This is a genomic window from Bacillus sp. OTU530, assembly GCF_038440375.1.
Genome location: NZ_JASATP010000053.1, coordinates 1 through 21,854, shown reverse-complemented (window position 1 = coordinate 21,854; position 21,854 = coordinate 1). Strand labels below are relative to the sequence as shown.

Genomic DNA, 21,854 nt, shown 5'->3' with positions numbered 1-21,854 from the left:
GTAATTATTGATTAGCCTCCAAATTGGATAGAGATTTATGTTTGTCTACTGAAAGTTTTAAAGCGGAGATGAGTATTATTACAATGCTCGCTACTCCAATCCAAACAAGGGTAGATACAGGAAAACTCCAAGTTAATCCTTTACCGAAGAAGAACAACTCTCGTAGACCCTGTACCATAAACCTCATTGGCAACCAAGAATAAACCCAATCTCGATAAAATGGAGACATCATTTCTGGGGCCATTGCAAGCAATGGTGCACCAAAGAAAAGCATTAAGACAAAAATAGGCATACCTCTAAGTCCCAATAGTGAAAGTACAGCTAATATCATTAGGAAAAAGCTAAAGGAAGTAATTGATAAAAATAACGCTGTATCTGTGAATTGTGGAATGTGTAATCCTATCAACTCATCTGCTAGCCAAGTTAATCCAAATCCAACAACAAGAGCGACAATCGCACCTATTAAAATTTGTATAAATTTTGCTAAAAAGTTCTCTTTTCGATTAGAAATTGATAATTTACTAACAGCAATAAAGATAATAGCTGCACTCGCTAGACTTGCCATCCATAATGGTTGAAATAAAGAAACAGGAGCATTGCCATTTGCACTATTAGTACCAATTTCATTAACATTTGTGACTTTTTTTACAATAGGGGTCGCTAGACTTGCAGCTTGTTTTACTGTTAAAGTTGCACCTTGCTTTTCAAATCCTTCAAGCAGTTGGGTACGAACATTGTTGTTCATATTATCTACTACTCCGTTTAATATCTGTCCCGCCATCGTTGATGCCGCCGTATTCATTCCCTGATTTATATATATTTGTACCTCTGGTGAAGAAGGTGCTGGCGTCTGCAATGATGTTTGTTTAGTACTGAAATCTTTCGGAATCACCAATGCTGCATAATATTTTTGATTATCCATTCCTTTTTGTACTTCTTCTGCAGTCTTTACTTCAACCCATTTCACAGCAGGGTCTTCGTCCGTTGTTGTTTTTGCTGTTTTTTGTATCATTTCAACGATTGTGTCACCCATATTCATCTTTGGTTGATTAGGAATTTGCACTCCTTGGTCTTCGTTAACAATCGCGATTGGCAAATTTTTCGGTTGAGGTTGGACCGATGGGAAAAGTGTCAGTGAAAAAATAAATATAACTGCTAATGCAATTATGGGGGATAACAAGACTAGTCTATTCTTTAAAATATTCATGTTTTAAGCCTCCATTTAATTTTAACTCTTAAAAAACAAAAATTATTATGCTGGTTTCCTTAAACCATCCAGTATAAAACGTATAACTTCATCTAATTCTGCTTCTTCATCCATCACAAAGTTGTCCGTAATTAACACGAAACGTGAAGTAAAATAGCCATACAGGAAGGTTAATAACATTCTAAGAAGAACGGGAGTTGGTTTTTCAATCAAATCCCCACGCTCTTTAAATGTTTCAATAACTTTTATGAAATGATGAAATATTTTCTCAAAAACTAAAGGTGCGAGTTCCTGTTTAAACTCTTCACGATACATTACTTCTTTTACCAAGATTTGAAATAGTTTTCTATTATCACTTATAAAATCAATTCGGTTTTTAATAAGTGCTCTTAGGAACTGTTCAAATGTCGCTGGATTTTGAGACATTAACCCATTAAAAATTTCATCAGCCGTACGGGGGATAAAGTCCTTTATGAAAGGTAATATAACAGAAAGTAGTAAGTTATCCTTCGTTCCGTAATGGCGGAAAATAGTTGCTTCAGCTACCCCAGCTACCTGGGCTATTTCGTTAGTTGAGGTATTGGCAAATCCTTTTTCCGCAAAAACTTTAATGGCGGCTTCCACTACCTTTTGTTGTTTGTCTGTTTGTTTCTTTGATAATTTAGCATGGGCTATCATTTCATCTATGAGATTTTTATTAGACATATTCTATTCGCATCCTTACACAGTTTATATAAAAGTGAGTAATCACTTTCAAATAGACATTAACCAATATTTATCTGAAAGTCAATAAAAAGTGAGTAATCACTTTCAAAAATAGTGCTTATTGGTTTTATAACCTAAGGAAGAGCATACATTTCTTTCATAGTATGTAAAAGGGCATCATCACCTCGCTACTCTTATACACGACTGTCATACCGTCATGACCCCTTTCCGCATAGGAAAGGGAGCTCTCGCGATAAAAGTAAGACTGGCTATCCTCGACACATGGCATGAGGTAAAGAATAGAAACTACCAACCTAGTGGAATACCTCAAACTCTTCCTTCATATGCTGTAGCAAAGACAAGTAGAAGGAAGGATGAAACAAATGATTTCTCCCTATCAAGTTGAATACACGATGACCATTGGAAATCGAGTTGTAGGTGAATGTATTACAGTGTATGCCTCTTCTGAATTCTTTGCTGTAGAAAAAGTTAGGCAGGAACTTCATCGTCGTTTTGGTTCTGCCACATCCATTGAATTGCATTCTTCTTCAAGCGCAGATAATGTCCCAGAACCAATTACTATGGAGATCTAAGTAATTTTGAGTCTTTTATATTCTTAATAGTTATCTTTTACACATTAGTTTACATTGAACAAAAAAAACCGTGTTCCTTTTTGGTGGAACACGGTCTTATCGATTTTAACACCTGCTATCTTTTTTATATCAGTATTACAGCAAGAAAAGTCCCTAAAGGTGTACATGTTAGTTGGGACGTTCCTAAAACAGACTTTATACCTTTAGGGACTATAGGGAGTATATAGTTTTATAGAATGTTAAGGCGTGCCAAAAGGTATACCTTTTGAAACGAAACAAAAAGAAGAATCTAATTGATTCCCCTTTTTGTACAATGATTTAACTTTGTAAGAATTGTTGTATGTCTGCCACTTTTAATCCTGTAAATTTCGCAATATCTTCTAATGGCATTCCGTTCTTATGCATCCCACGAATTAATTGCATTTTCCCTTGTTCAATCCCTTTTTCTAAACCTTCCTCTAAGCCTTCTTCACGAGCATGAGCCAACTTCGCCTGTTCATCTAATAATAATTTTTCCCGTGCTTCATATGCACGACGGAACGAGGAATCATGGCTCATATTCTCCCATTTATTCATTGCTTTTTGTAAAATTGGATCTTGCTTCATCGCAATCTCCTCCAATGTTCGAGTTAAATGTTTATCTTCATGTGCTGGTAATAATAGCATCCAACGAACAAACGCATTTTCCCACGGATTAATTTTCTCTTCTCTCCACTGTTTCACAAGTTTTGGAATTTCTACGAAATGGATTTCGATATCTTCACTTAAAACTTGTTGCTTTTGCGTATTCCACAATTGTCCTGTCGTATGGAATTCTTCATATGTGGAGAACAATACAAAATATCTAATAAGTTGATGGTAATCGTTTTTCGAAGGGAATGATATGGCATCCCTTCCTGCATTTGTGAGGTATATAATTTACTCCAGTAATATAAAGAACGCTTCACCATGTCATGCGCATTTCTCAATTGTATCTCCACATTTATTTGCGTTCCGTTATCTAATGTAGCTAATAAATCTAAAATAGATAACTTATCGTCTTCATAAGCTTTGTGTAAATGTGGATCATCTAGTTGCAAAGATGTAATCGGCGCATGTAAAGATGGCTCTAACATTGCATTCAAGAATCCAATTAGAATATCCTCATTTCCTTTGGTACCAAATAACTGTTTGAATGCAAAATCAATCCGTAAATTCACTAATTGATGGGACATGGGGTTTCTCTCCCTGCCTATTATATTCTTTTTCCTTCATTGTATAAGATACAGCAAGATAGATGCAAATGACCAAAGCAACATTTGATAGATAACCAGTCATTATAAAACAATTACGTTTCCTCCGAACAAGCTACGTTTTGATCTATGAAGATAAGTGTACCGGCCACTTTTTATTTCACTTACTCACCTTTATTAATTTGGCGTTTTTGATGACTGCGAACAAAAGAGGAAATTTTGCTGTAGTAATACCTTTCTACCTCTCCCAGAGGTATCCATATTTCTTTTTCTTCAATTATGTCATACACATCATATAAGATTTGATCACGTATTTTTGGATGAAGTTTCATGTTTTTATCTTTCATGGCTTGTATATATCTTTCTTTAAGCTCCCTTGTAATCCATTCCCTTTGCTTTTGTTTTAATGAGGAAAACTTCTTATTGACTTGAATAAGTTGACCATTTCTCATAGTATGATTTTTCATCATGTTAGACGTAGACACTCGTAACCCTATTCATAAGTGAAAACGTTCAGCACCTCCTTTAAGGATGTTGAGTAGGGTAGACTACTCATGAAATGAATTGTTTCTTCATAGCTCATCTCTCCAGTACATGTCAGTAACACACTGGAACTCGTTCTAACTGCATCTTTTTAGCAACGTAGTATCGACTATATCCATCTTTTAATTGTTTTGTCTCCTTATCAATTAAAATAGGTTGATCGATGGTCCCTGTTTCCTGGATCTTACGAATGACTTTCTCTTGTTTCTCTGCTCTTGGTGTAGTTTGCAAAATAGGATCTGGAACATAAATATCTTGCAATGGAATGATCGCTGTTGCTCCTTCTGGAAGAGTATGCACTACATCTAACCTGACGAGCTCTTTTTCCTCATTCACAATCATTTTTTTCTCGGCTTCCTCTTTCATCTGTTTTGACTCTTTAGGCTGCTCTTTTTCTTTGTTTGGTAGTTCCGAAATTTGCATACATATAATACCGATTTCCCCAGGACAGTCTGTTAGGGGCGCTTCTAAAGTCGGTTCCCCTTGTATAAGAAAGCGATATTGGTGAAATTTCTCTGTATCCACTTTTAATTTATTAAACTGTTTTTTACTAACAAACACCGTATACACAATAGAAGTACTTTTATATGGAATACCTTTTGGAGGAGCGATACTTCCTCGTTCTTTCATTTCAAATGAGAAGTAGGTGTTACAATCCCGAACATCGCTAACTGGAGAACCTGTTAGTGTCATTTTATGTGCCATTATTCCTTCCTCCCCCTATATTTTCTCTCCAACATAGAGTAACATTTGCTACTAGCTTCATTGTATCAAATAATTAATAGAATATTCTGTACTTATGGCGATTTATTAGTTCTTTTGATTTAAAAAGGAAATGTGAACAGAATTATAGTAACAATAACAATGCTATCAATGTTATTGTTATTGAATAGAGAGAGGAGAGTTAGATGTTCCTGCTCAAAACAACACGCAGTGGGAATGTTCAATAAACCACTATTTTCTGAACACAGAAATGTGACAGGTAGTTTCAATATTTTTTAGATTGATTTATGTTCAAAAACTCATAAAGTATTCTATGTTCAGATAATACCCTGTGATTTAAGTTACATTACAATCTATGATTTCGAAATAAAGTTCGATAATTTATAAAAAAGTTTGACCCAAAATCCTGTATGGATATGCAGGATTTTTTCTTGTTTTCTGGTATGTTTACTTTAAACATTTTTATTGTCTTTATATCGCCGCTATATCGCTTAAAATAAAGAAAAGAGGTGATAGCAATGACTGATACAGGCGATACAGAACTCGAGGTAATTGAGGGAATCCCTAAGGAACTAAAGAGTAATGACATAGCTCGGACATTTGGAATTGCAGAGAGTACAGTCAGGAAATACGCCCAAGCCCTTGAAAAATCCGGATATGTCTTCCGTAAAAATGAAAATAATACACGAGTATTTAGTGATACAGACGAACTAGTCTTCCGAGACCTTATCCAAGCCCGAAAAGAAGCTGGAGTAAGCCTTGATATGGCGGCTTTTGTATCAGTGACACGAAGACAGCAACAAAAATCACCGACACAAAGCGTGCAACCGTTGGTATATAAGGAATCTCAAGCCGATACAGCTCCGCACGAAATCCGACACGCTCTCCAAGAATTAGCATATTCATTTCAAAAACAGATAGAGCAAATCGAGACACAAAATCAAAAAATCCTTTCCAGACTCCAAGCATCTGAAGAAGCTGAAATCGAAATCAGAAAACAATTTCAAGAAGCACAGAGAAGAGAAAAGGAAAAAGATGAGGAAATCGAAAAAATGAAGAAAATGCTAGAATATATTACTGATCGTGACAAAGCCTTTGACCAAAAAATTCAAGAAATCTATCAAGAAGCTAAAAAACCGTGGTGGAAGAAATGGTAAATCCCTTAATTACAGCATATCTATACTAAATTCCAAGCACTATCCGTGAAATTTTAGAACCAACAAATAAAAAAGGCCCTAGACAAAAGGAATATGAAAAGGAATATGGAATTGTTAGATGGTGTGCTTTTTAGAGAAAGGAGAGATCACTATAAAAAAGTTTCTTTCTGCTCTAATGATAAATGTGATTATCTTAAGTTGCATTGTTTATACAAATGCCACAGAAAAACAGCCTTATAGTACATCATCTATTCTTGACTCTGCATGGAAGAAATTTGGACTATCGAGCGTTTCATATGGTGATACAGATCCTATAATTTCTATTGTGATAAAAGACATCAAAAATAAACAAGGACTAAGACAGTATTTAGAAGCAAATCTGAGTCAATCTGATCTAAACCATTATACAATTGAAATTTCAGAGGAAATACCCAAGGAAGAAGCTGTAAGGCAATAGCAAATTTTACATCAACCAACCGCAAGGTTGGTTTTTTATATGCAGGATTTTATGCAAAAAATAGAGAGCCTTGTCAAAGGATGGGGAGGCTGAAACCCACGCCATTAGGGCATTGCATAAAATCCTGCATACTTGATAAATTGAGAGATTGCGAGAAACCTAGTAATGGCGCGGATGCCCGAGGGAATCCCTCGCCATTTTACTTCCGATAATGCCATGTTATGTTAACTTAACATGTATAGAGTATACATTAATCTTTTCCCCCGTTAATCATGATAAAATGAACAATAAGAAAACTTATGTAAGATAAAAGGGGGAAGATTCATGGTCAGTTTTGGTACTTTGCTAGCTTTTGCACTCGTTTCACTTGGCATGGTTTGTTCACCTGGACCTAACATGATTTATCTCATTTCCCGTTCCATTACGCAGGGACGCATGGCAGGATTCATTTCTCTTTTGGGTATCATGCTTGGTTTCCTAATCTATATAATCGCAACAATGTTCGGACTTACAGTTCTTTTCATTGCTGTTCCCGTTGTCTACGAAGCAGTCAAGTTGGCAGGTGCCGCTTACTTGCTTTGGCTCGCCTGGAATTCGATTAAACCCGGTGCTACATCTATTCTAGAACCTCGTACTATTTCTATTGAACCACCACGGAAGTTATTTCTGATGGGACTCATGACTAATCTACTGAATCCCAAGATTGCTATTTTGTATGTGTCACTTCTACCTCAATTTGAAGATCCTGAGAAGGGATGGTTGCTTCTACAAGGTGCAGTTTTGGGCCTTACACAAATAACCGTTAGCTTTATAGTCAACCTCCTAATTGTATTTACAGCGAGTAGAATTGCCAAGTGGTTTGGCACACGCCCAACTTGGCTGCGAGTGCAGCGTTGGCTCATGGCAAGCGTCTTGACAGGTCTTGCTGCACGTCTTGCTTTTGAACGCAGACAGTAAGAGGAACTGTCAAGGATTTGACTATCTTCTTGGAACAATTGTAAGGGAAGCAAGAAATATGAAAGTTGAATAATTAACTTCCGATAACACTGATTATGTGGACACAAATACCCTCCAGATCAACTTAGCTGGAGGGATTTTTTATAGACTTCTAGATACATTGAATTCCGATAATGCCGACTTATGCTAACTGGACGTGTATAGGGTATACAAAAATCGTACTACCTTTGGATTTATCTCTAGTTGTATCGAATTTTGTCACAATTTTCATTGTTATAATAACTAACACGAAAATGGAAAATAATTCAATAATTAGTGTACAATGTCATTATAACAAATGAATTTAGTAAGGAGTGAATACAATGAAACAGTATATCTTTACTTTTGATACGAATAGAAACAAACGAGACTTATTCATTAATGCCAATGGGATCTACGATGCGATATATCAAGTAAAAGAAATTAAAAAACAGGTAGAATTCGAGAACAAGCATGATATAAAAATTAAATTTAAAGGAGTTAGGTATAAAAATATTTCTTAACCTCTTTAATATCTTTTTTCCCCTCTAACAAAAATCCATATATCTTTGCATACAGATTAACAATTTTATTTGTAAAAAGGGGGTTCAATCAAGTGCTTGGGAAAGAAGTGAGGTTTCAGGGGGATGTGTACATAGTCATTTATGATTATAAAAATGAGATGATTGAAATTAGAAAAAAAGGGGGAGTCAGTTATAACAATCAGAATGTAAAACTGGTTAGAAGAGCTGAGATAGAGATCGTAAAAGGAATCAGTAAGGAAGAGTAACTTTCACTTCCGCTAACGAGGATTATGTTAATAGGCTCCCTCCAGATCACTTAACTGGAGGGTATTTTTTGTATAATCCTAGATACATTGAATTCCGATAATGTGGGATTATGTTAACCTTCCATGAATATGAAATACATCCAAACATACACAATACATCGTTTTCTTGAAATGGTAAAATAAAGGAAATAGAAAAGGGGAAATACAGTTTGAGGTGAGATGACAATGTATCATTTTAGAGATTGGACTATTGAAGTGCAAATGGAGAAAACATTAGAGGGTATGGTGGACAAAGAGGAAAATAATTTTATCCTCTTTGATGAAGAGAAGGACGTATTTTTATGGATTTCCTCCTCAAAATTTGGTGAAGGCTTTTCCTTTCAAAAAATAAACTGGACGACACAATTTAATGTACTACCACTTGAAAAGAAAATCATCATTGTCTCTTTAGAACAACCAGAAGAACAATAGGCATTGTGGAATCCCTCTCTTTAAGGGGAGGGGGTTGCTATTTATTATTGGTGAAGGGAGAGAGCTGTCATTAGACCTTCCGAAAAACGTATTAAACACAATATTGAACAACTTACAGAATTAGATTGGTTTCAAGAGTTATATAAAAAGCCGGAATATCAAATCTTAATTCAAAAACATTTGGGTATTCACGCAGTATTGGAAAGTGTAAATATAGATGAATTAAAGCAAAATGAACAAAAAATGCTCCTCTTTCAAGAAAAATTAACGGATTTTATTGAAAGAGAAGCAGAGAACCCAAATGTCCATAAATATTTTACGATATAGGTCGTTACAAAGTAAAAGTAGTTGAACTAAGAACTTTCTATATCGCACATTATGTGAACTAGAAAGGAATGATTTATATAAAAAAGCATTGTTGTGACACGATGGGGGAATACACGAATCGTACTTGTTCTCTTCATTCCAATCCTTTTGAATGTCCCGATAGCTTGGTCTATTATTCAGTAAAATTTGATGAGTACAGTCTTATTATTCATGATGGTGGTTCATCTTCAGTAGACATTGAATATTGTCCTTGGTGTGGAACCAAATTACCAGAATCAAAACGAGATGCTTGGTTTGATAAGCTTGAAGAGTTAGGATATGATGATCCATTTGAACAGAATATTCCTGAAAAGTTTCATACAGATGAATGGTATAACGAGAAATAATTACTCCCGATAACGGATGTTATGTTAACGGGAAAATCTCCTAGGAATGAAGTGATAAGGAAGGTAAATGGAAAACTTTGAATTTAGAGGTTGGAAATTTATAAAATGCAAATAATTTCCGCTTTTGCGAATTATGTAAAATCATAAGAAATTGTCTGTCATCTTATAAGAAGTTTTGTCATATGTATTCCAATCATATAAGATTTTTCACATAATATTACTTGTACATAAAGAAGCCTATTACAATGTAAAATGGATGATCAGGGGAATTATTTATTATGTTGTTTACAGATATTAAGGATTTAGAAAAAAAGATTAACCAGTTTAAAGTAATATTACATCAAACAGTTAAAGAAACAGGCTTAAATAGTCTTGAAACAGTTAATTGTAGTCAGCAACTAGACCAACTTATCCTAATCCATCAAAAACTTTCTTATGAAAAAAAAATAGAACTATGTTGTTGAATGTGAAGCTGGCGCAGGCCGGCTTTTTGTTTCCCCTGCTTTTGGCCTGTTGGTTTGGCGAAAGAGCTACAACAAGCCGCAAAAAATTGTGCAAGGACAAAAAAATTCATGTTTTTGCCCTCCTGTTTATGAACCATAACACGAGAAAAATAATTGTAAAAAAGGCCGGCAAGCAGTTAAAAAAATAATTTGCATATAAGGTGATCTGATATCCTGTTATGTAGGAGGCTGTTTGTAGACTAATAAACCAAAACACACCAACAAACAGATAGGGCGTAAGGTTACGCTCTTTCCATTTGAAGCGTTTTAACCAAATCACCTTTTTTAAGAGTTCTATCACTACATGCCAATGAATTAAAATACTTAAGAATGAAACAACCAGGTATAACACTAGGAAAACGAATAAAACACGTTCAATGAATCCGAAATCCAGCCGCATGGCATCACTTGTTCGAGACCAAGGATAAAGGATTCTGTTGACCTGTTCAAATCCATTATATCCGATTGGGACAAAATAAGTAGTGGCTAAGTTCCCTGCTAACATGAAGAAAATGAGCCCAATTTGAAGCAAAGTTATCCTTTGCTTCTTCGTAAATACACGATTGAAAATAATTAAATTGGCTGCACCCAGGGTTGGAAATAAAGCAGCAGAAAATGCAGAGTAGCTAGGAGTGTGATAGATGTACATGATAGACTCCTTCACATAGTCCCATTCCATACCTTCGCTCGTATATGCTTTTATCATCAGGATGAGCACGAGAGGAATGCTGAACACTAAAATGGCTTCAAGCGTATATAACACACTTTTGGAATTCATTAATATGCCAAATGAAATAAAGCATAGAAAAATAGCAGTAATCCATTGTAGTGACATATCTGGACTTAAAAATCTATTCAGTACGAAGGAATAGTTAATAAGAGTTGTTAATCCTGCTGAAAACCAGGCAACTACAAGGAGCATAAGGAGTGGAATTGTAATCCATTTCGGAGTGTACTCTTTTAGTAGTTCAGGTAATCCTTTGCCAGGGAATTTGTTGAAAAAACGGGCTATTGTATAAGTAGCCATAGAACCCGTAATGAGGGCGAGAATCATGGAAACAATTGCTCCCTTTGCTCTAGCTGCTAATAAAATTGTAGGAACGGATGCTGCAACATTTGCTATCATGTTTATCATTATTAAATAATAAAAATATCGATTCATTTCTTCATCCCTCTATTTTTCATTAGGCTTTTCTGAACGACCAGTTTGAAATATATGATTCCCTAAAGTTGTTAGTATATGTGATCAATGAAGCCGATAAATAGTGAAGTTAGCTTCCTCTTTCGAATCTTATGTTAACAAAAAACCCTTCAGGATCTGAGGGGGTTTTTTAGGTTATTAGAAATATTGACTCCCGATAGCATGGGATTATGTCAACCCGACATGTATGGAATATACATAAAATTTATTCTTTTTTGGAAAAATAAGATTGTATTCCATTATGAAAAAGAGAGTGAAAAAATGAGCTATACCATCACTTTAGAAAACAGCAATCCAAAGTTACGCGTATGATCGGACTTATTATTAGCATCATCATATTTAACATTATTGCTTTTAAAACAAATAAAAGGCTAACAGAAAATCAAATTTTTCATATTTGGGTATTTACTATCGCGTATCAAAATATCTTTGATCTATTCGCAGATTTTAAGTACCATGCTTACTGGTATTTTTCAAAACAGATAGACTGGTCAGGACTGCCTGCCCATATCCTTTTACTTCCTCCTGTTAACATGATGTTTTTAAATTGGTATCCATTTAAAGGATCATTGGGTAAACAAATACTTTATTTTATCTGTTGGACTATAAGTATATTGGTGTATGAGAGTATTACTTTGCTTCCTCAACCTTGGGGATACTTTCATTATGGATGGTGGAGTATATGGCATTCAGCAGTTGTTGACCCTATCCTTTTACTAATCTTGCTAGGATATTATAAACGAGTATGTAAAGCGGAAAAAAAGCTCATGTGTAGACAAAAATAAAGATATGGTTACTGCTTCTAACGAATCTTATATTAACTGGACATATTATGGTACACAAAAGAAAAAGACCTTTCAGCGTATGAAAAGTCTTTTTCTTTTGCTTATTTACCTGTTTCAGCAAACTCTTTGATACGTGCCCCAACCTCATCACGAACACGTTGAAATTCAGACCACTCTTTCCCAGCTGGGTCATCAAATCCCCAATGGACACGAGGTACATGTGGAGGTGTTACAGGACAATTATCTCCCGCATGACCACATAATGTAACGACTAAATCTGCGTTATTCAAAATCTTAGGATCAATCACATCAGAAGTTTGATTCGAAATATCGATTCCTACTTCCTTCATTGCCTGTACAGCATTTGGATTCAGTCCATGCGCTTCAAGTCCAGCGCTGCGTACATCCCACTCATCTCCAAGATGTTGTTTTGCCCATCCTTCTGCCATTTGACTGCGGCAAGAGTTACCTGTACATAAAAAGTAAATTGTTTTCTTTTCCATCTGTTATGTCTCCTTTAGTACGTAATGTATTAGATTTGTTGTTCCTCATGCATGAACTTATAGACGAAAGCCGCCGCAATCGCACCAAGTATAGTAGCAACAATATAAATCCAAAGATGCTCCATGTGACCTGACATGATTGCTGGCCCAATGGAACGTGCAGGATTCATAGATGCACCGCTTATCGGTCCACCAAACATGGCTTCCAGCCCAACCGTAGCTCCAATTGCAAGTCCAGCAAATGATTGAACCGCTTTTCCATGAACAGCCGATCCTAAAATAATCATCATAAGAAAAAAGGTAAGAATAAATTCAAAACCAAATGATTGAATCTCTGTTCCTCTTGGTAATGTTGCGCCTAATTTGGCAACATTTCCGAATAACAAAAGCAGTGTCATACTTGCTAATATCGCACCTAACAGCTGAACAATCACATACGATATTGCATCACGCTTGGTTGTATCTCCAAGTAGGAAAAAACCAATCGTAACAGCTGGGTTAAAATGCGCACCTGAAATATGTCCAAATGTATAAATAAGTGCAGTCACAACAAGTCCGAAGGTTAGCGCAATCCCAACATGTGTTAAACTATGTGTGATTTGATCGATCACAACAGCTCCTGTTCCAGCAAAAACTAAAAAGTATGTTCCTAAAAATTCTGCGGTTAGTTTCTTTTTCATTTTTACACACCTGTATTATATTTTTAACAGCATTCTCTACCGGAAACAGTATTAGGCTTCATATCTGCACAACAGCTTCCTTTTCCTGCTTTTCTGAAGACACAACAAAGCTCCTCTGACAACAAGTTATTTACTTCTGTATCATTTAAATCATAATAACTCCATGTACCTTTTGTTTCTTTTACAATCAAACCTGCATTTAACAAAATTTTTAGATGGTATGATAACTTAGATTGAGACATTTCAAAGATTCCAGTAAGGTCGCATACACATGTTTTTCCTCTTTGACAAAGCTCATACATAATTTCCAAACGCTTTTGATCAGCCAACGCTTTAAATTTTTTCTCATACTGCTCAAACTGTTGCTTCATTACAACCATAGAGTTATCTCCCTTCATCAATTTTTTTTGATGTTTACAGTATACGTATTTCTTATTACATCATGCAAATATTAAATCAATTTTTTTTGATTTATATTAAAAACTTCCGATAATACTTGATTATACTAACTAAAAAACCCTACAGATAAGCGGTCTGAATGGATATTATTAGTTTCCTAAATACATTGAATTCCGATAATGATGAGTTATGTTAACTAGATTTGTATAGGATATACATTCATTGCTTCTTAAAAGTATTAAAAATAGGAAAATAGGATAGGATGAATAACTAGATGAGATAGACAAACGTGCGGATTAAATCATTTGGGAAAGGGGGGAACTCCTAGACAATGGAGAAAGCAAAAATTAGTGTCATTCAACTATTTTTCCTAATGTTTATGTTTGAGATGGGGACTGCATTGGTTATACCTTATAGAATAGATGCCAAAAAGGACGCCTGGCTGGCCATTCTTTTAGGAATGTGCGTGGGATTTATCCCATTTTTCATTTATTCCTTTTTATTTCGTCAATATTCAAATCTACCACTTACCGGATATGCCAAAAAAGTATTTGGTAAATACCTGGGGTGGATCATTGGCCTGTTATGCATTATCTCCTTTTTGTATGAAACTGCCCATCAGATTCGTAGTTTCGGGGAGTTGCTGCTTTCATGGACCCTGACCGAAACACCGTTATTAGCAATCATTATCTTATTTGTTCTTCCCATTTGTTATGTACTTTATCTAGGTATTGAAGTATTAGGGAGAACAGCAGAAGTCTTCATTGTCTTTCTGCTCTTTATGGGCTTCACAGGAAATTTTCTTGTTTTTCTTTCAGGTAATTTCGATATCCATAATTTGCAGCCGTTTCTGGAAAATGGATGGAAACCAATCGTAACGACAGCTCTTCTGGAGACTAGCCATTTTCCTTTTGGTCAAATGGCTGTCTTTCTAATGGTACTTCCTTATTTAAATCAACCTGGATTATATAAAAAAGTATGGTTGTCTGCTTTAATTTCAAGTGGGCTCGCCTTAAGTTATACAATAAGTTTAAATATAGCTGTTCTTGGTGTTGAAAAAGTGGAGAGATCAACTTTTCCTTTGTTAGCAACCATCGGAAAAGTAAACCTTTTCGAGTTTATCCAACGACTCGATGCTATTGTTGTTTTTACTATGTTGATTACGGTATTTTTCAAGGCATCCATCTTTTTTTATTGTTCCCTAATTGGAATCGTAGACTTGTTCAAGCTAAAAAATCATCAACAGATTATTTTACCAATTGGTTGTATTCTTATCTTTTGGTCAATAATTTTGTCCTCCAATTATGCAGAACACATAGAGGAAGGTGATTATTCTATATGTAAGGAGGGCATCCCCTGCTTGTTAGTGGTTGTTTATAGGGGAACAAGAACAAGAAGTGCTGATTGCGAAAACAATTGGCTGCAGTCGTTTTGTCTTCAATCGCTTCCTTTCTTTGTGGAACGAGACATATCAAGCAACAGGAAAAGGCTTATCCTATAGTGCTTGCTCTTCTCAACTTACACAACTGAAACAAGAATTCACTTGGTTACAAGAGGTTGATTCACATTCTCTGCAATCATCCTTGAAACATCTTGCAGACTCCTTTGACCGTTTCTTTCAGAAACAAAATGAAGCCCCACGTTTTAAAAGTAAGAAAAATAAGGTGCAATCTTACACGACAAATATTGAAAAGAAGAATCAGCTTCCTGAAGTAAGTATTGCAGGCAATCGTATGAAATTGCCGAAGTTAGGTTGGATTCGTTTTGCAAACAGTCGTGAGGTGCAAGGGCGTATCCTGAAAGCTACTGTCAGACAAACTCCTTCTGGCAAGTACTTTGTATCTTTATTAGTTGAAACAGAAGTGCAGGAACTGTCTAAAACTCATTCCAGTGTAGGAATTGATGTGGGTTTAAAAAACTTTGCCATCCTTTCCAATGGTGAAGTGTTTACCAATCCAAAATGGTTTCGCACATTAGAGGAGAAGTTGGCTCATGCACAGCGCATTCTGTCCAGACGTAAGAAAGGTTCTTCCAATTGGAATAAACAACGTATCAAGGTAGCATGCATTCATGAACGGATTGCTCATGCGAGAAAGGACTACTTGGACAAAATTTCAACGCACATCATCAAAAACCACGATGTCATAGCGATTGAAGATTTACAGGTAGCGAACATGCTCAAAAACGGTAATCTTGCAAAAGCAATTAGTGAAGTATCCTGGTCGCAATTTCGCAGGATGCTGGAATACAAAGCAAAGTGGTATGGAAAGCAAGTCATAGCTGTGAATCCACATTGTACGTCACAAACATGCAATGTATGCGGTCATACAGCGAAAGAGAACCGCAAAACACAAGCCTCATTCAAGTGTGTATCTTGCGGTCATGAAGACAACGCTGACATCAATGCTTCCAAAAATATAAAGGACCTAGCAATCGCAAACTGATTCACTTTGCAGGAGACTTGCTACAAAGTCGTTTGGACTGCCAACCGTCGGAATGACGGGCGTAGCCTAATAAATTAGAAGCCGAAAGGCTTCTGTACTTAGGAATCCCCCATGTTCAACGAACGTAGTGAGTAACTGGGGGTGATTCAATGTCTCTTCTTAGCTTTTGTTAGATTCTAAGCTTTGTTGAAGAGTTGGATCGCTAGAGTTTAACACATCTGTTTCTTGCTTTTTTAAAGTAAAATATGCATCTAAAGCTCTTCTTCCAATATTCTTGTTAATTCGGCTATTTTCATCTACCCACGGGACAACAACAGAAAAAGCAATTTCTGGATTATCCAAAGGCGCATATCCGACAAGAGTTAGGTTATAAGTAGGCAGTGGTGTCCCGCCTTTTCCGCCTTTTCTCCAAGCCATATTAGGACCATCATAGAATGTTTGTGCAGTTCCAGTCTTTCCTGCTGGATTATATGGGTCTCCAGCAAACACATTGTTAGCTGTTCCTCCTGAATCTTGCATAACCTCCCGGAATCCTTCCTGTACGCGTTTGATATAGTCATCTTTCATGTCAATACGATTCAATACAGTTGGTTCACTAGATTGTATAACTTTTGCAGCCTCATCCGGCTCGGATGGCGCTTTTCGTATTTCTTTCAAGATTTCTGGCTTGATACGGTATCCGCCGTTAGCAATGGTAGAAACATATTGGGCTAACTGTAGCGGCGTATATAAATCGTATTGCCCAATTGCGAAGTCTAATAGAAATCCTGGTTTGTCCGTAGTTCCTTTTAGGCCAGCTGATTCGTTTGGTAAATCAATCCCCGTAGGAACTCCCAGACCGAATTGACTGAAGTAATAACGCATCGTATCAAATGTCTTTTGTTTTACATCTAAAGGCGCACCTTCAACATAATTCACACCAGCAATCTTCATTGCAGTTTTAAACATGTACACATTGGATGACTTTTTCAGAGCTGTCAAATCATTAATAGGGCCCATGTTCTCATAGGATTTTTTGAGGGGAGTACCTTTTATTTTGACTGGTGCATCGACTTGTACTTCTCCAGGTTGGATAGCCCCTGTTTGGAAACCCGTTAGCAAGGTAGCACCCTTAACAACTGACCCCATCGCATAAGAGCTGGTCATTGCTCCTAAAGCAAAGTCCTGTACTTCTTGGGTTCCATGATTGTCGACAATTTGTTTCCCGACTATTGACAAAACTTCTCCGCTTTTTGGATTCATCATAACAATAAAAGCCCGATCTAACATTGGGGATTTTCCTGTTGCACGCTCTTTTTTTAGTTCATCTTCTACAATTTGCTCTACTTGCTTTTGGAGCTCTATATCAATTGTAAGACTGATATCATCTCCTCTTTGTCCTTTAGAAATAATATCCTGTAGTAAAATTTTCCCTTTACCATCCGTAATGTTTTTTACTTGGGTTTTTGTACCTTGGAGTACATCCTCATATTCCTGCTCAATATAGCTTTTTCCAACTCGATCGTTACGGTCATAACCGCGGGAAAGATAGTAATCTAGATTCTCCTGAGGTAAACCCTGATCGCTTTTTGTTACACTGCCTAAAATGGATTGAAAGGTATTCCCATTTGGGTAGTTGCGATCCCAGTCCAACGTTGTATCTACACCTGGAAGCTGATCTAAGTTCTCGCTAACCAATGCATACTCTTTATCGGTTACACCTTGATTTTTAATGATTTGAGGTGTCATTGCATATCCGCTGTTCATTTGACGTTTAATGGCCAGAACCTTTAAATCCCCAGGGTTTAGTTCATTCAATTCTTGTTCTGTAATTCGTGCAAGTTGACGACTATATAGTTCTTTATCATCAATCTTTTGCTTTTTGTATAGCTGGAGGTCTTCGCTTGTAATTTTTTCCTTCGCACGTTCAGGATTCAATTGTATCCAAAAATCCTTTTTATCCCGCTCTGTAATTTTATCAGTCGGCATGTCAATGAGTTTTGCTAGCTTTTTTGCAAGTTCTAAGCGTTCTTTATCCGTAGAATTCTTTGTTCTCGTATATGTAATGGCGCGTAAAGGCACATTATTTACGATAACTCGATTATAGCGATCATATATGAGACCACGCGGAACAGAGACATTCGCCACTGAATCAGTTGTTTGTTTTGCTTCTTTTCTATAATCACTTCCGTACACAATCTGTACGAATGCTAAACGGACAATGAGTATAGAAAACAGCAAAAACACAGAGAAAAATAACATATTTAATCGAAATGGTACTTGAATCTTTTTTGCTTCTTTCTTATTGTTTGTCTTCATAATGTGTCCTTCCTTTACTCTACTAAACAAGCGCAGGGAAGCGTCTAGTATAAGATGGCATCCCACTATTAATCTTGTGAAACGTGGTACAGCTAAGGGTTCTGGTGCAAGAAATCTAGTAAACTTGGACATACTGATACTAGTACTCTAAAAAAAGGGCGTGATCACAGTCGATAAGAATCCAGCGTATTCTGTAGCGATTCAAGAATTACAAGAAGAAAAAAGCATGCCTTCTGGCACACAAATAAGACAACAGAAGTACCTAAATCATATCATTGAGCAAGATCATCGCTTTATAAAGAAGCGAGTTCATTCTATGCTAGGATTGAAATCGTTTCGAACTGCCAAAAAGATATTGAGTGGTATGGAAGCGATGCATATGCTTCGAAAGAAGCAAGTTTTCTTACGGGAGAAGTCTGTCAAAAACCAGAAAGAATTGATACATCAGTTGTTTGGACTTACAGCATAAGGTAGGATTCCGAAAGAAGTCTACTTATTTTTTCAAACTTTCATTGTATTTGCACCAGAACCCCTTTAGAGAATAAGCAATACAAATGACAGATTGTTAACGGTCCATGTCATGATTTGACATGTCAATATATAAAAAAAACGCTCCTCGTCTAACCCGTTTTTGTTAAACGAAGAACAGTTTTTCACCTTTTCTTAGGTCACATATTGGGAACTGAAACGTCTTTGTCCCTATTCTACAATCAATTTCCCCGTCATATTGGCATGACCCGAACCACACATAACAGAGCAATGGTATTCATACGTACCTGCTTTATCAGCGGTAAATGTAGCACTTCCATTTCCTTGAATGTCTACATTGAAAGCCGGAATCGCAAAACCATGGCCTCCGTCATCGCTAGTGAGGGTAATTTTTACTGTATCACCTTTTTTGACATGGATTTCTTTCTTGTCATATTCGAAATCTTTTGCCATTACTTTTATGTCAACTACATTTGCAGAAGACGAAGTGCTAGCACTGCTTTCAGAATTTGCTGTTGATTGCGTTGTTTGATTTGCAGATGCAGCAGACTCCTTTGTTTGCTTCGTACTACTTCCACATGCACTCAGCATGACTACCATCAATACAGATACGGCCAATAAAACCGACCATTTTTTTACGATCATACAATCCACCTCAAAGTTAAGTTTTGAAAGCTGTTAGAGTACATCATACAAGGAATTGACCACCGCATTCATATTCCTCCCTAACCCTACTGCACTTATCCCAAATCATCACTTACTACTCCAAACAAAACTTGTAATGTACGGGATTTCATGCATGTGTGACCCCTTTCGCATTGTAGTTACTTTCAATGCAAATTCTAAATCCCCTAGATTAAAATACGATGAAAAAAGGATTAACTTTCCATGAAGGGATACCGTCACATGCCCACATTTAGAAACAGATGGAAGATCTAAACAGGCAACAAAATATTTGATATATGTTTTCCATCTCATTTCCTAACAAAACTAAAAAGACGACACTGAACCACCCTGCGCGTAAAATTCTGTGCAAATTTCTGTATTTCCTATAATACCTAGTGTTATAATATGATTACATCCCGCAATAGAGTCTCCCTTGGTATCAATGGTATCAATATTGCCGGGATGAACAAAACCTAACTGTTGAGGGGAGGCTATCCATTTCATTCTGGATAGCTTTTTCCTTTGTTGAATAATTCTAGGCAAAAAGTACATAATAAGAGTGTATCCAGTAGCTGGAAGTGCTGGTGCATTTCAATGACTTGACATTAGCATGCTGTGAAGTATGCCAAAACCAACTTTCTAAGGAAGGCTATACATTAACCGGTGTATGGCTTTTTCCTTTTAGAATAATACTGAATAAATAGAGCATAATGGGGTAGCGCCAAATACTCCCCACCTATGAATGTGGTGCGTAGTATTTGACGCATACCTTTCTTTTTCATTTGGCATATCTTCTTCAGAATTATATGTCGCTACTTTATGAATGGAAGGTCACCTGAAAAGGTAACTTTTCATTTTATTTCTTTATTATACATCGTTCAGAAAGTCACTAGTTTCTGAACACATCCATTTCAGTCTTAGTTTCGTAGATTTTTCCCTATAAATATGTCCAAAAGCTCTGTTCATAAATCTATGTTCAGATAATACCTGGGATTTAAGTTAAGTTACAACGTTAGGTAGATACCAAAAAGTTATTTGATCGTATTACTATATTAATATGTTCGTAACATTAATGCATTATGATAAGAGGGTGAAAAAGAGAAGGGGAATCATGAAATGAATATTGAAAAATTTAATGATAGCGCAGACCTGTTAAAAGTAGTTGCCCATCCTGTAAGACTTGCACTTGTAAAATTCATGATCGAAAACGGTCCGCTAAATGTAACTTCTCTTTACGAGGAGTTCGGAATGCCGCAAAGTACAGTTAGCCAACATCTATCGAAATTGAAGTCTGTCAAGGTTATTTCAGGAACACGCAAAGGCTTAGAAATTTATTATGAGGTAAAGGACAAGCGAGTGGAAACGATCCTTGATGCGGTAATCAGTGCCTAATTATTAGCTATTGGTGCATACATTCATCAGAGGCGAGTCGCTGCGGCGGTTCGCTTTTTATATGCTTAAAACCTTCCTAATCTAATTATGAGTTGAAATCTCCATTTCAGGTAATTGCAGCTGTACGTTTATTACGGTTATTTCTGGAAAGGACCCCTTTTACATATAGCAAAGATTATGAAGAATTGTACGTAATTCCCCCCTTAAAAATGAGGTTCCTTACGAATGTATATAAATGGTCGACGCAAGGGAGTGGGAGCGATGAGAATTTCTTTACCCGATTTGATCGTCATCTTTTCGGGTTTTATCTATGGTATTTATGAATGATTTATAGATGACACATATGTGTATATCAAAAAAATCGTAGGAATATTATCCTTGATTTTATCTATGTGGATACTTATCTCATGTATAACGTCTAAAAAAGACAAAACTGAACACTAGCGGCATGCTTATGTAGGAGATAAATTTTATGAAAAGGGAAGATTGGACTTGAAGGAATTTATTGTTTGCTATACTTTGGATAATGAGATTAAAAAGGAAACAATCATAAAAGGGTTAGATGTAAACAAAGAGGAGATTGTACAAGAAGTATTAGAAAGGATGGAACACAGCCCATTTTGTATTGTGGAAAATCGGGAAGAAAATTCTATTATAGACTCCTCTTTGGTACGCTATGTACGCGTTATAAAAGAGAAAGTATTAGTTCAAATATAACGTCTATAATTTAACATATAGTAAGTTAACAAAAGGAGATTACTTAACATAGTTCTTCTTCATCAGTAGATTACACATAGGAGAGAGGCATCATGTCAGAAACGTATGGTTCTCGTGAAGAACGAAAACAACTAGAGCGAAGAATCAAGGAAGGAATATATCTGTCTCGTGAGGAACGAAAACAAGTAGAGAAAAACAAACAAACACAATT

At 36.2% G+C, this 21,854-nt stretch carries 24 protein-coding genes and 2 pseudogenes; 14 read left to right on the top strand and 12 right to left on the bottom strand.

Annotation, left to right across the window (positions count from 1 at the left end; all coding sequences use genetic code 11):
* Positions 1 to 4: 4 nt before the first annotated feature.
* Positions 5 to 1,201, bottom strand: coding sequence for a YhgE/Pip domain-containing protein (locus tag AAHB12_RS25865; protein WP_342048072.1), 1,197 nt, complete (start codon positions 1,199 to 1,201; stop codon positions 5 to 7).
* A 51-nt stretch (positions 1,202 to 1,252) separates the two neighbouring features.
* The gene (locus tag AAHB12_RS25860; protein WP_342048047.1) at positions 1,253 to 1,912 is read right to left on the bottom strand and encodes a TetR/AcrR family transcriptional regulator; all 660 of its coding nucleotides are present in this window, start codon (positions 1,910 to 1,912) and stop codon (positions 1,253 to 1,255) included.
* Between the two features lie 374 nt (positions 1,913 to 2,286).
* On the opposite strand from AAHB12_RS25860, the gene AAHB12_RS25855 reads away from it, so the two are divergent.
* Positions 2,287 to 2,505 (top strand): DUF3903 domain-containing protein, encoded by a 219-nt coding sequence (locus AAHB12_RS25855; protein WP_342048046.1) that lies wholly within the window; start codon positions 2,287 to 2,289, stop codon positions 2,503 to 2,505.
* A gap of 318 nt (positions 2,506 to 2,823) precedes the next feature.
* Here the strand turns inward: AAHB12_RS25855 and AAHB12_RS25850 are convergent.
* The 3 genes and pseudogenes from AAHB12_RS25850 to AAHB12_RS25840 all read right to left on the bottom strand — a co-directional run bounded on the left by AAHB12_RS25850 (position 2,824) and on the right by AAHB12_RS25840 (position 4,985).
* Positions 2,824 to 3,719: pseudogene (locus AAHB12_RS25850) on the bottom strand (Rpn family recombination-promoting nuclease/putative transposase).
* A gap of 182 nt (positions 3,720 to 3,901) precedes the next feature.
* A complete protein-coding gene (locus tag AAHB12_RS25845) occupies positions 3,902 to 4,207 on the bottom strand; it encodes a hypothetical protein (protein WP_342048045.1) in 306 nt (101 codons plus the stop codon).
* Between the two features lie 127 nt (positions 4,208 to 4,334).
* Positions 4,335 to 4,985 (bottom strand): plasmid stabilization protein, encoded by a 651-nt coding sequence (locus AAHB12_RS25840; protein ID WP_342048044.1) that lies wholly within the window; start codon positions 4,983 to 4,985, stop codon positions 4,335 to 4,337.
* 536 nt (positions 4,986 to 5,521) lie between these two features.
* Here AAHB12_RS25840 and AAHB12_RS25835 point away from each other — a divergent pair.
* The 8 genes from AAHB12_RS25835 to AAHB12_RS25800 all read left to right on the top strand — a co-directional run bounded on the left by AAHB12_RS25835 (position 5,522) and on the right by AAHB12_RS25800 (position 10,030).
* Positions 5,522 to 6,160, top strand: coding sequence for a helix-turn-helix domain-containing protein (locus AAHB12_RS25835; RefSeq protein ID WP_342048043.1), 639 nt, complete (start codon positions 5,522 to 5,524; stop codon positions 6,158 to 6,160).
* Between the two features lie 118 nt (positions 6,161 to 6,278).
* Positions 6,279 to 6,617 (top strand): hypothetical protein, encoded by a 339-nt coding sequence (locus AAHB12_RS25830; protein ID WP_342048041.1) that lies wholly within the window; start codon positions 6,279 to 6,281, stop codon positions 6,615 to 6,617.
* A gap of 324 nt (positions 6,618 to 6,941) precedes the next feature.
* Positions 6,942 to 7,574 carry a LysE family translocator gene (locus AAHB12_RS25825; RefSeq protein ID WP_342048040.1) on the top strand — a complete coding sequence of 211 codons (633 nt, stop codon included), beginning with the start codon at positions 6,942 to 6,944 and terminating at the stop codon, positions 7,572 to 7,574.
* A gap of 362 nt (positions 7,575 to 7,936) precedes the next feature.
* Positions 7,937 to 8,116: a hypothetical protein gene (locus AAHB12_RS25820; protein ID WP_342048038.1), complete on the top strand. Its 180-nt coding sequence runs from the start codon at positions 7,937 to 7,939 to the stop codon at positions 8,114 to 8,116.
* Between the two features lie 92 nt (positions 8,117 to 8,208).
* On the top strand, positions 8,209 to 8,382 hold the full coding sequence (locus AAHB12_RS25815; RefSeq protein WP_342048036.1) for a hypothetical protein: 174 nt from the start codon (positions 8,209 to 8,211) through the stop codon (positions 8,380 to 8,382).
* A 225-nt stretch (positions 8,383 to 8,607) separates the two neighbouring features.
* Positions 8,608 to 8,853: a hypothetical protein gene (locus tag AAHB12_RS25810; protein WP_342048034.1), complete on the top strand. Its 246-nt coding sequence runs from the start codon at positions 8,608 to 8,610 to the stop codon at positions 8,851 to 8,853.
* A gap of 395 nt (positions 8,854 to 9,248) precedes the next feature.
* Positions 9,249 to 9,566, top strand: coding sequence for a DUF6980 family protein (locus AAHB12_RS25805; protein WP_342048033.1), 318 nt, complete (start codon positions 9,249 to 9,251; stop codon positions 9,564 to 9,566).
* Positions 9,567 to 9,844: 278 nt separating this feature from the next.
* On the top strand, positions 9,845 to 10,030 hold the full coding sequence (locus tag AAHB12_RS25800) for an aspartyl-phosphate phosphatase Spo0E family protein (RefSeq protein WP_342048032.1): 186 nt from the start codon (positions 9,845 to 9,847) through the stop codon (positions 10,028 to 10,030).
* On the opposite strand, the gene AAHB12_RS25795 is transcribed toward AAHB12_RS25800, so the two are convergent.
* The 5 genes from AAHB12_RS25795 to AAHB12_RS25775 form a co-directional block, all read right to left on the bottom strand.
* Complete coding sequence (locus tag AAHB12_RS25795) at positions 10,000 to 10,140, bottom strand: hypothetical protein (RefSeq protein ID WP_342048031.1); 141 nt, start codon at positions 10,138 to 10,140, stop codon at positions 10,000 to 10,002. The genes AAHB12_RS25800 and AAHB12_RS25795 overlap by 31 nt on opposite strands.
* Entirely contained in the window at positions 10,137 to 11,231 is a 1,095-nt protein-coding gene (locus AAHB12_RS25790; RefSeq protein WP_342048030.1) for a GerAB/ArcD/ProY family transporter, read from the bottom strand. Before AAHB12_RS25790 ends, AAHB12_RS25795 begins: the two co-directional genes overlap by 4 nt.
* A 925-nt stretch (positions 11,232 to 12,156) precedes the next feature.
* Positions 12,157 to 12,558 carry an arsenate reductase (thioredoxin) gene (gene arsC, locus AAHB12_RS25785; protein WP_342048028.1) on the bottom strand — a complete coding sequence of 134 codons (402 nt, stop codon included), beginning with the start codon at positions 12,556 to 12,558 and terminating at the stop codon, positions 12,157 to 12,159.
* Between the two features lie 29 nt (positions 12,559 to 12,587).
* Complete coding sequence (locus AAHB12_RS25780) at positions 12,588 to 13,238, bottom strand: MIP/aquaporin family protein (RefSeq protein ID WP_342048027.1); 651 nt, start codon at positions 13,236 to 13,238, stop codon at positions 12,588 to 12,590.
* Between the two features lie 23 nt (positions 13,239 to 13,261).
* Positions 13,262 to 13,609, bottom strand: a complete 348-nt coding sequence (locus tag AAHB12_RS25775; RefSeq protein ID WP_342048071.1) for an ArsR/SmtB family transcription factor — start codon at positions 13,607 to 13,609, stop codon at positions 13,262 to 13,264.
* Positions 13,610 to 13,968: 359 nt separating this feature from the next.
* Between AAHB12_RS25775 and AAHB12_RS25770 the strand changes: the two genes are divergently transcribed.
* Both AAHB12_RS25770 and tnpB read left to right on the top strand, forming a co-directional pair.
* Complete coding sequence (locus AAHB12_RS25770) at positions 13,969 to 15,138, top strand: GerAB/ArcD/ProY family transporter (RefSeq protein ID WP_342048026.1); 1,170 nt, start codon at positions 13,969 to 13,971, stop codon at positions 15,136 to 15,138.
* Positions 15,035 to 16,081, top strand: a complete 1,047-nt coding sequence (gene tnpB / locus AAHB12_RS25765; protein WP_342048024.1) for an IS200/IS605 family element RNA-guided endonuclease TnpB — start codon at positions 15,035 to 15,037, stop codon at positions 16,079 to 16,081. The genes AAHB12_RS25770 and tnpB overlap by 104 nt, the downstream gene beginning before the upstream one ends.
* A 159-nt stretch (positions 16,082 to 16,240) precedes the next feature.
* Here the strand turns inward: tnpB and AAHB12_RS25760 are convergent, their stop codons facing one another.
* Positions 16,241 to 18,379, bottom strand: coding sequence for a peptidoglycan D,D-transpeptidase FtsI family protein (locus AAHB12_RS25760; protein ID WP_342048023.1), 2,139 nt, complete (start codon positions 18,377 to 18,379; stop codon positions 16,241 to 16,243).
* 151 nt (positions 18,380 to 18,530) lie between these two features.
* Between AAHB12_RS25760 and AAHB12_RS25755 the strand changes: the two are divergent.
* Positions 18,531 to 18,848: pseudogene (locus tag AAHB12_RS25755) on the top strand (DDE-type integrase/transposase/recombinase); the annotation flags it as partial.
* A 230-nt stretch (positions 18,849 to 19,078) separates the two neighbouring features.
* On the opposite strand, the gene AAHB12_RS25750 reads toward AAHB12_RS25755, so the two are convergent.
* Positions 19,079 to 19,513: a cupredoxin domain-containing protein gene (locus tag AAHB12_RS25750; protein ID WP_342048022.1), complete on the bottom strand. Its 435-nt coding sequence runs from the start codon at positions 19,511 to 19,513 to the stop codon at positions 19,079 to 19,081.
* Positions 19,514 to 20,650: 1,137 nt separating this feature from the next.
* Between AAHB12_RS25750 and AAHB12_RS25745 the strand changes: the two genes are divergently transcribed.
* The gene (locus AAHB12_RS25745; RefSeq protein WP_342046149.1) at positions 20,651 to 20,926 is read left to right on the top strand and encodes an ArsR/SmtB family transcription factor; all 276 of its coding nucleotides are present in this window, start codon (positions 20,651 to 20,653) and stop codon (positions 20,924 to 20,926) included.
* A 492-nt stretch (positions 20,927 to 21,418) separates the two neighbouring features.
* A complete protein-coding gene (locus tag AAHB12_RS25740) occupies positions 21,419 to 21,643 on the top strand; it encodes a hypothetical protein (RefSeq protein ID WP_342048020.1) in 225 nt (74 codons plus the stop codon).
* The last annotated feature ends 211 nt before the right edge of the window (positions 21,644 to 21,854 follow it).

Coding starts and splice junctions, on each gene's coding strand:
- AAHB12_RS25860 (WP_342048047.1), bottom strand. CDS start 1,912: ATGTCTAATAAAAATCTCATAGATGAAATGATAGCCCATGCTAAATTA.
- AAHB12_RS25855 (WP_342048046.1), top strand. CDS start 2,287: ATGAAACAAATGATTTCTCCCTATCAAGTTGAATACACGATGACCATT.
- AAHB12_RS25845 (WP_342048045.1), bottom strand. CDS start 4,207: ATGATGAAAAATCATACTATGAGAAATGGTCAACTTATTCAAGTCAAT.
- AAHB12_RS25840 (WP_342048044.1), bottom strand. CDS start 4,985: ATGGCACATAAAATGACACTAACAGGTTCTCCAGTTAGCGATGTTCGG.
- AAHB12_RS25835 (WP_342048043.1), top strand. CDS start 5,522: ATGACTGATACAGGCGATACAGAACTCGAGGTAATTGAGGGAATCCCT.
- AAHB12_RS25830 (WP_342048041.1), top strand. CDS start 6,279: ATGGTGTGCTTTTTAGAGAAAGGAGAGATCACTATAAAAAAGTTTCTT.
- AAHB12_RS25825 (WP_342048040.1), top strand. CDS start 6,942: ATGGTCAGTTTTGGTACTTTGCTAGCTTTTGCACTCGTTTCACTTGGC.
- AAHB12_RS25820 (WP_342048038.1), top strand. CDS start 7,937: ATGAAACAGTATATCTTTACTTTTGATACGAATAGAAACAAACGAGAC.
- AAHB12_RS25810 (WP_342048034.1), top strand. CDS start 8,608: ATGTATCATTTTAGAGATTGGACTATTGAAGTGCAAATGGAGAAAACA.
- AAHB12_RS25805 (WP_342048033.1), top strand. CDS start 9,249: ATGATTTATATAAAAAAGCATTGTTGTGACACGATGGGGGAATACACG.
- AAHB12_RS25800 (WP_342048032.1), top strand. CDS start 9,845: ATGTTGTTTACAGATATTAAGGATTTAGAAAAAAAGATTAACCAGTTT.
- AAHB12_RS25795 (WP_342048031.1), bottom strand. CDS start 10,140: ATGAATTTTTTTGTCCTTGCACAATTTTTTGCGGCTTGTTGTAGCTCT.
- AAHB12_RS25790 (WP_342048030.1), bottom strand. CDS start 11,231: ATGAATCGATATTTTTATTATTTAATAATGATAAACATGATAGCAAAT.
- arsC (WP_342048028.1), bottom strand. CDS start 12,558: ATGGAAAAGAAAACAATTTACTTTTTATGTACAGGTAACTCTTGCCGC.
- AAHB12_RS25780 (WP_342048027.1), bottom strand. CDS start 13,238: ATGAAAAAGAAACTAACCGCAGAATTTTTAGGAACATACTTTTTAGTT.
- AAHB12_RS25775 (WP_342048071.1), bottom strand. CDS start 13,609: ATGAAGCAACAGTTTGAGCAGTATGAGAAAAAATTTAAAGCGTTGGCT.
- AAHB12_RS25770 (WP_342048026.1), top strand. CDS start 13,969: ATGGAGAAAGCAAAAATTAGTGTCATTCAACTATTTTTCCTAATGTTT.
- AAHB12_RS25760 (WP_342048023.1), bottom strand. CDS start 18,379: ATGAAGACAAACAATAAGAAAGAAGCAAAAAAGATTCAAGTACCATTT.
- AAHB12_RS25750 (WP_342048022.1), bottom strand. CDS start 19,513: ATGATCGTAAAAAAATGGTCGGTTTTATTGGCCGTATCTGTATTGATG.
- AAHB12_RS25745 (WP_342046149.1), top strand. CDS start 20,651: ATGAATATTGAAAAATTTAATGATAGCGCAGACCTGTTAAAAGTAGTT.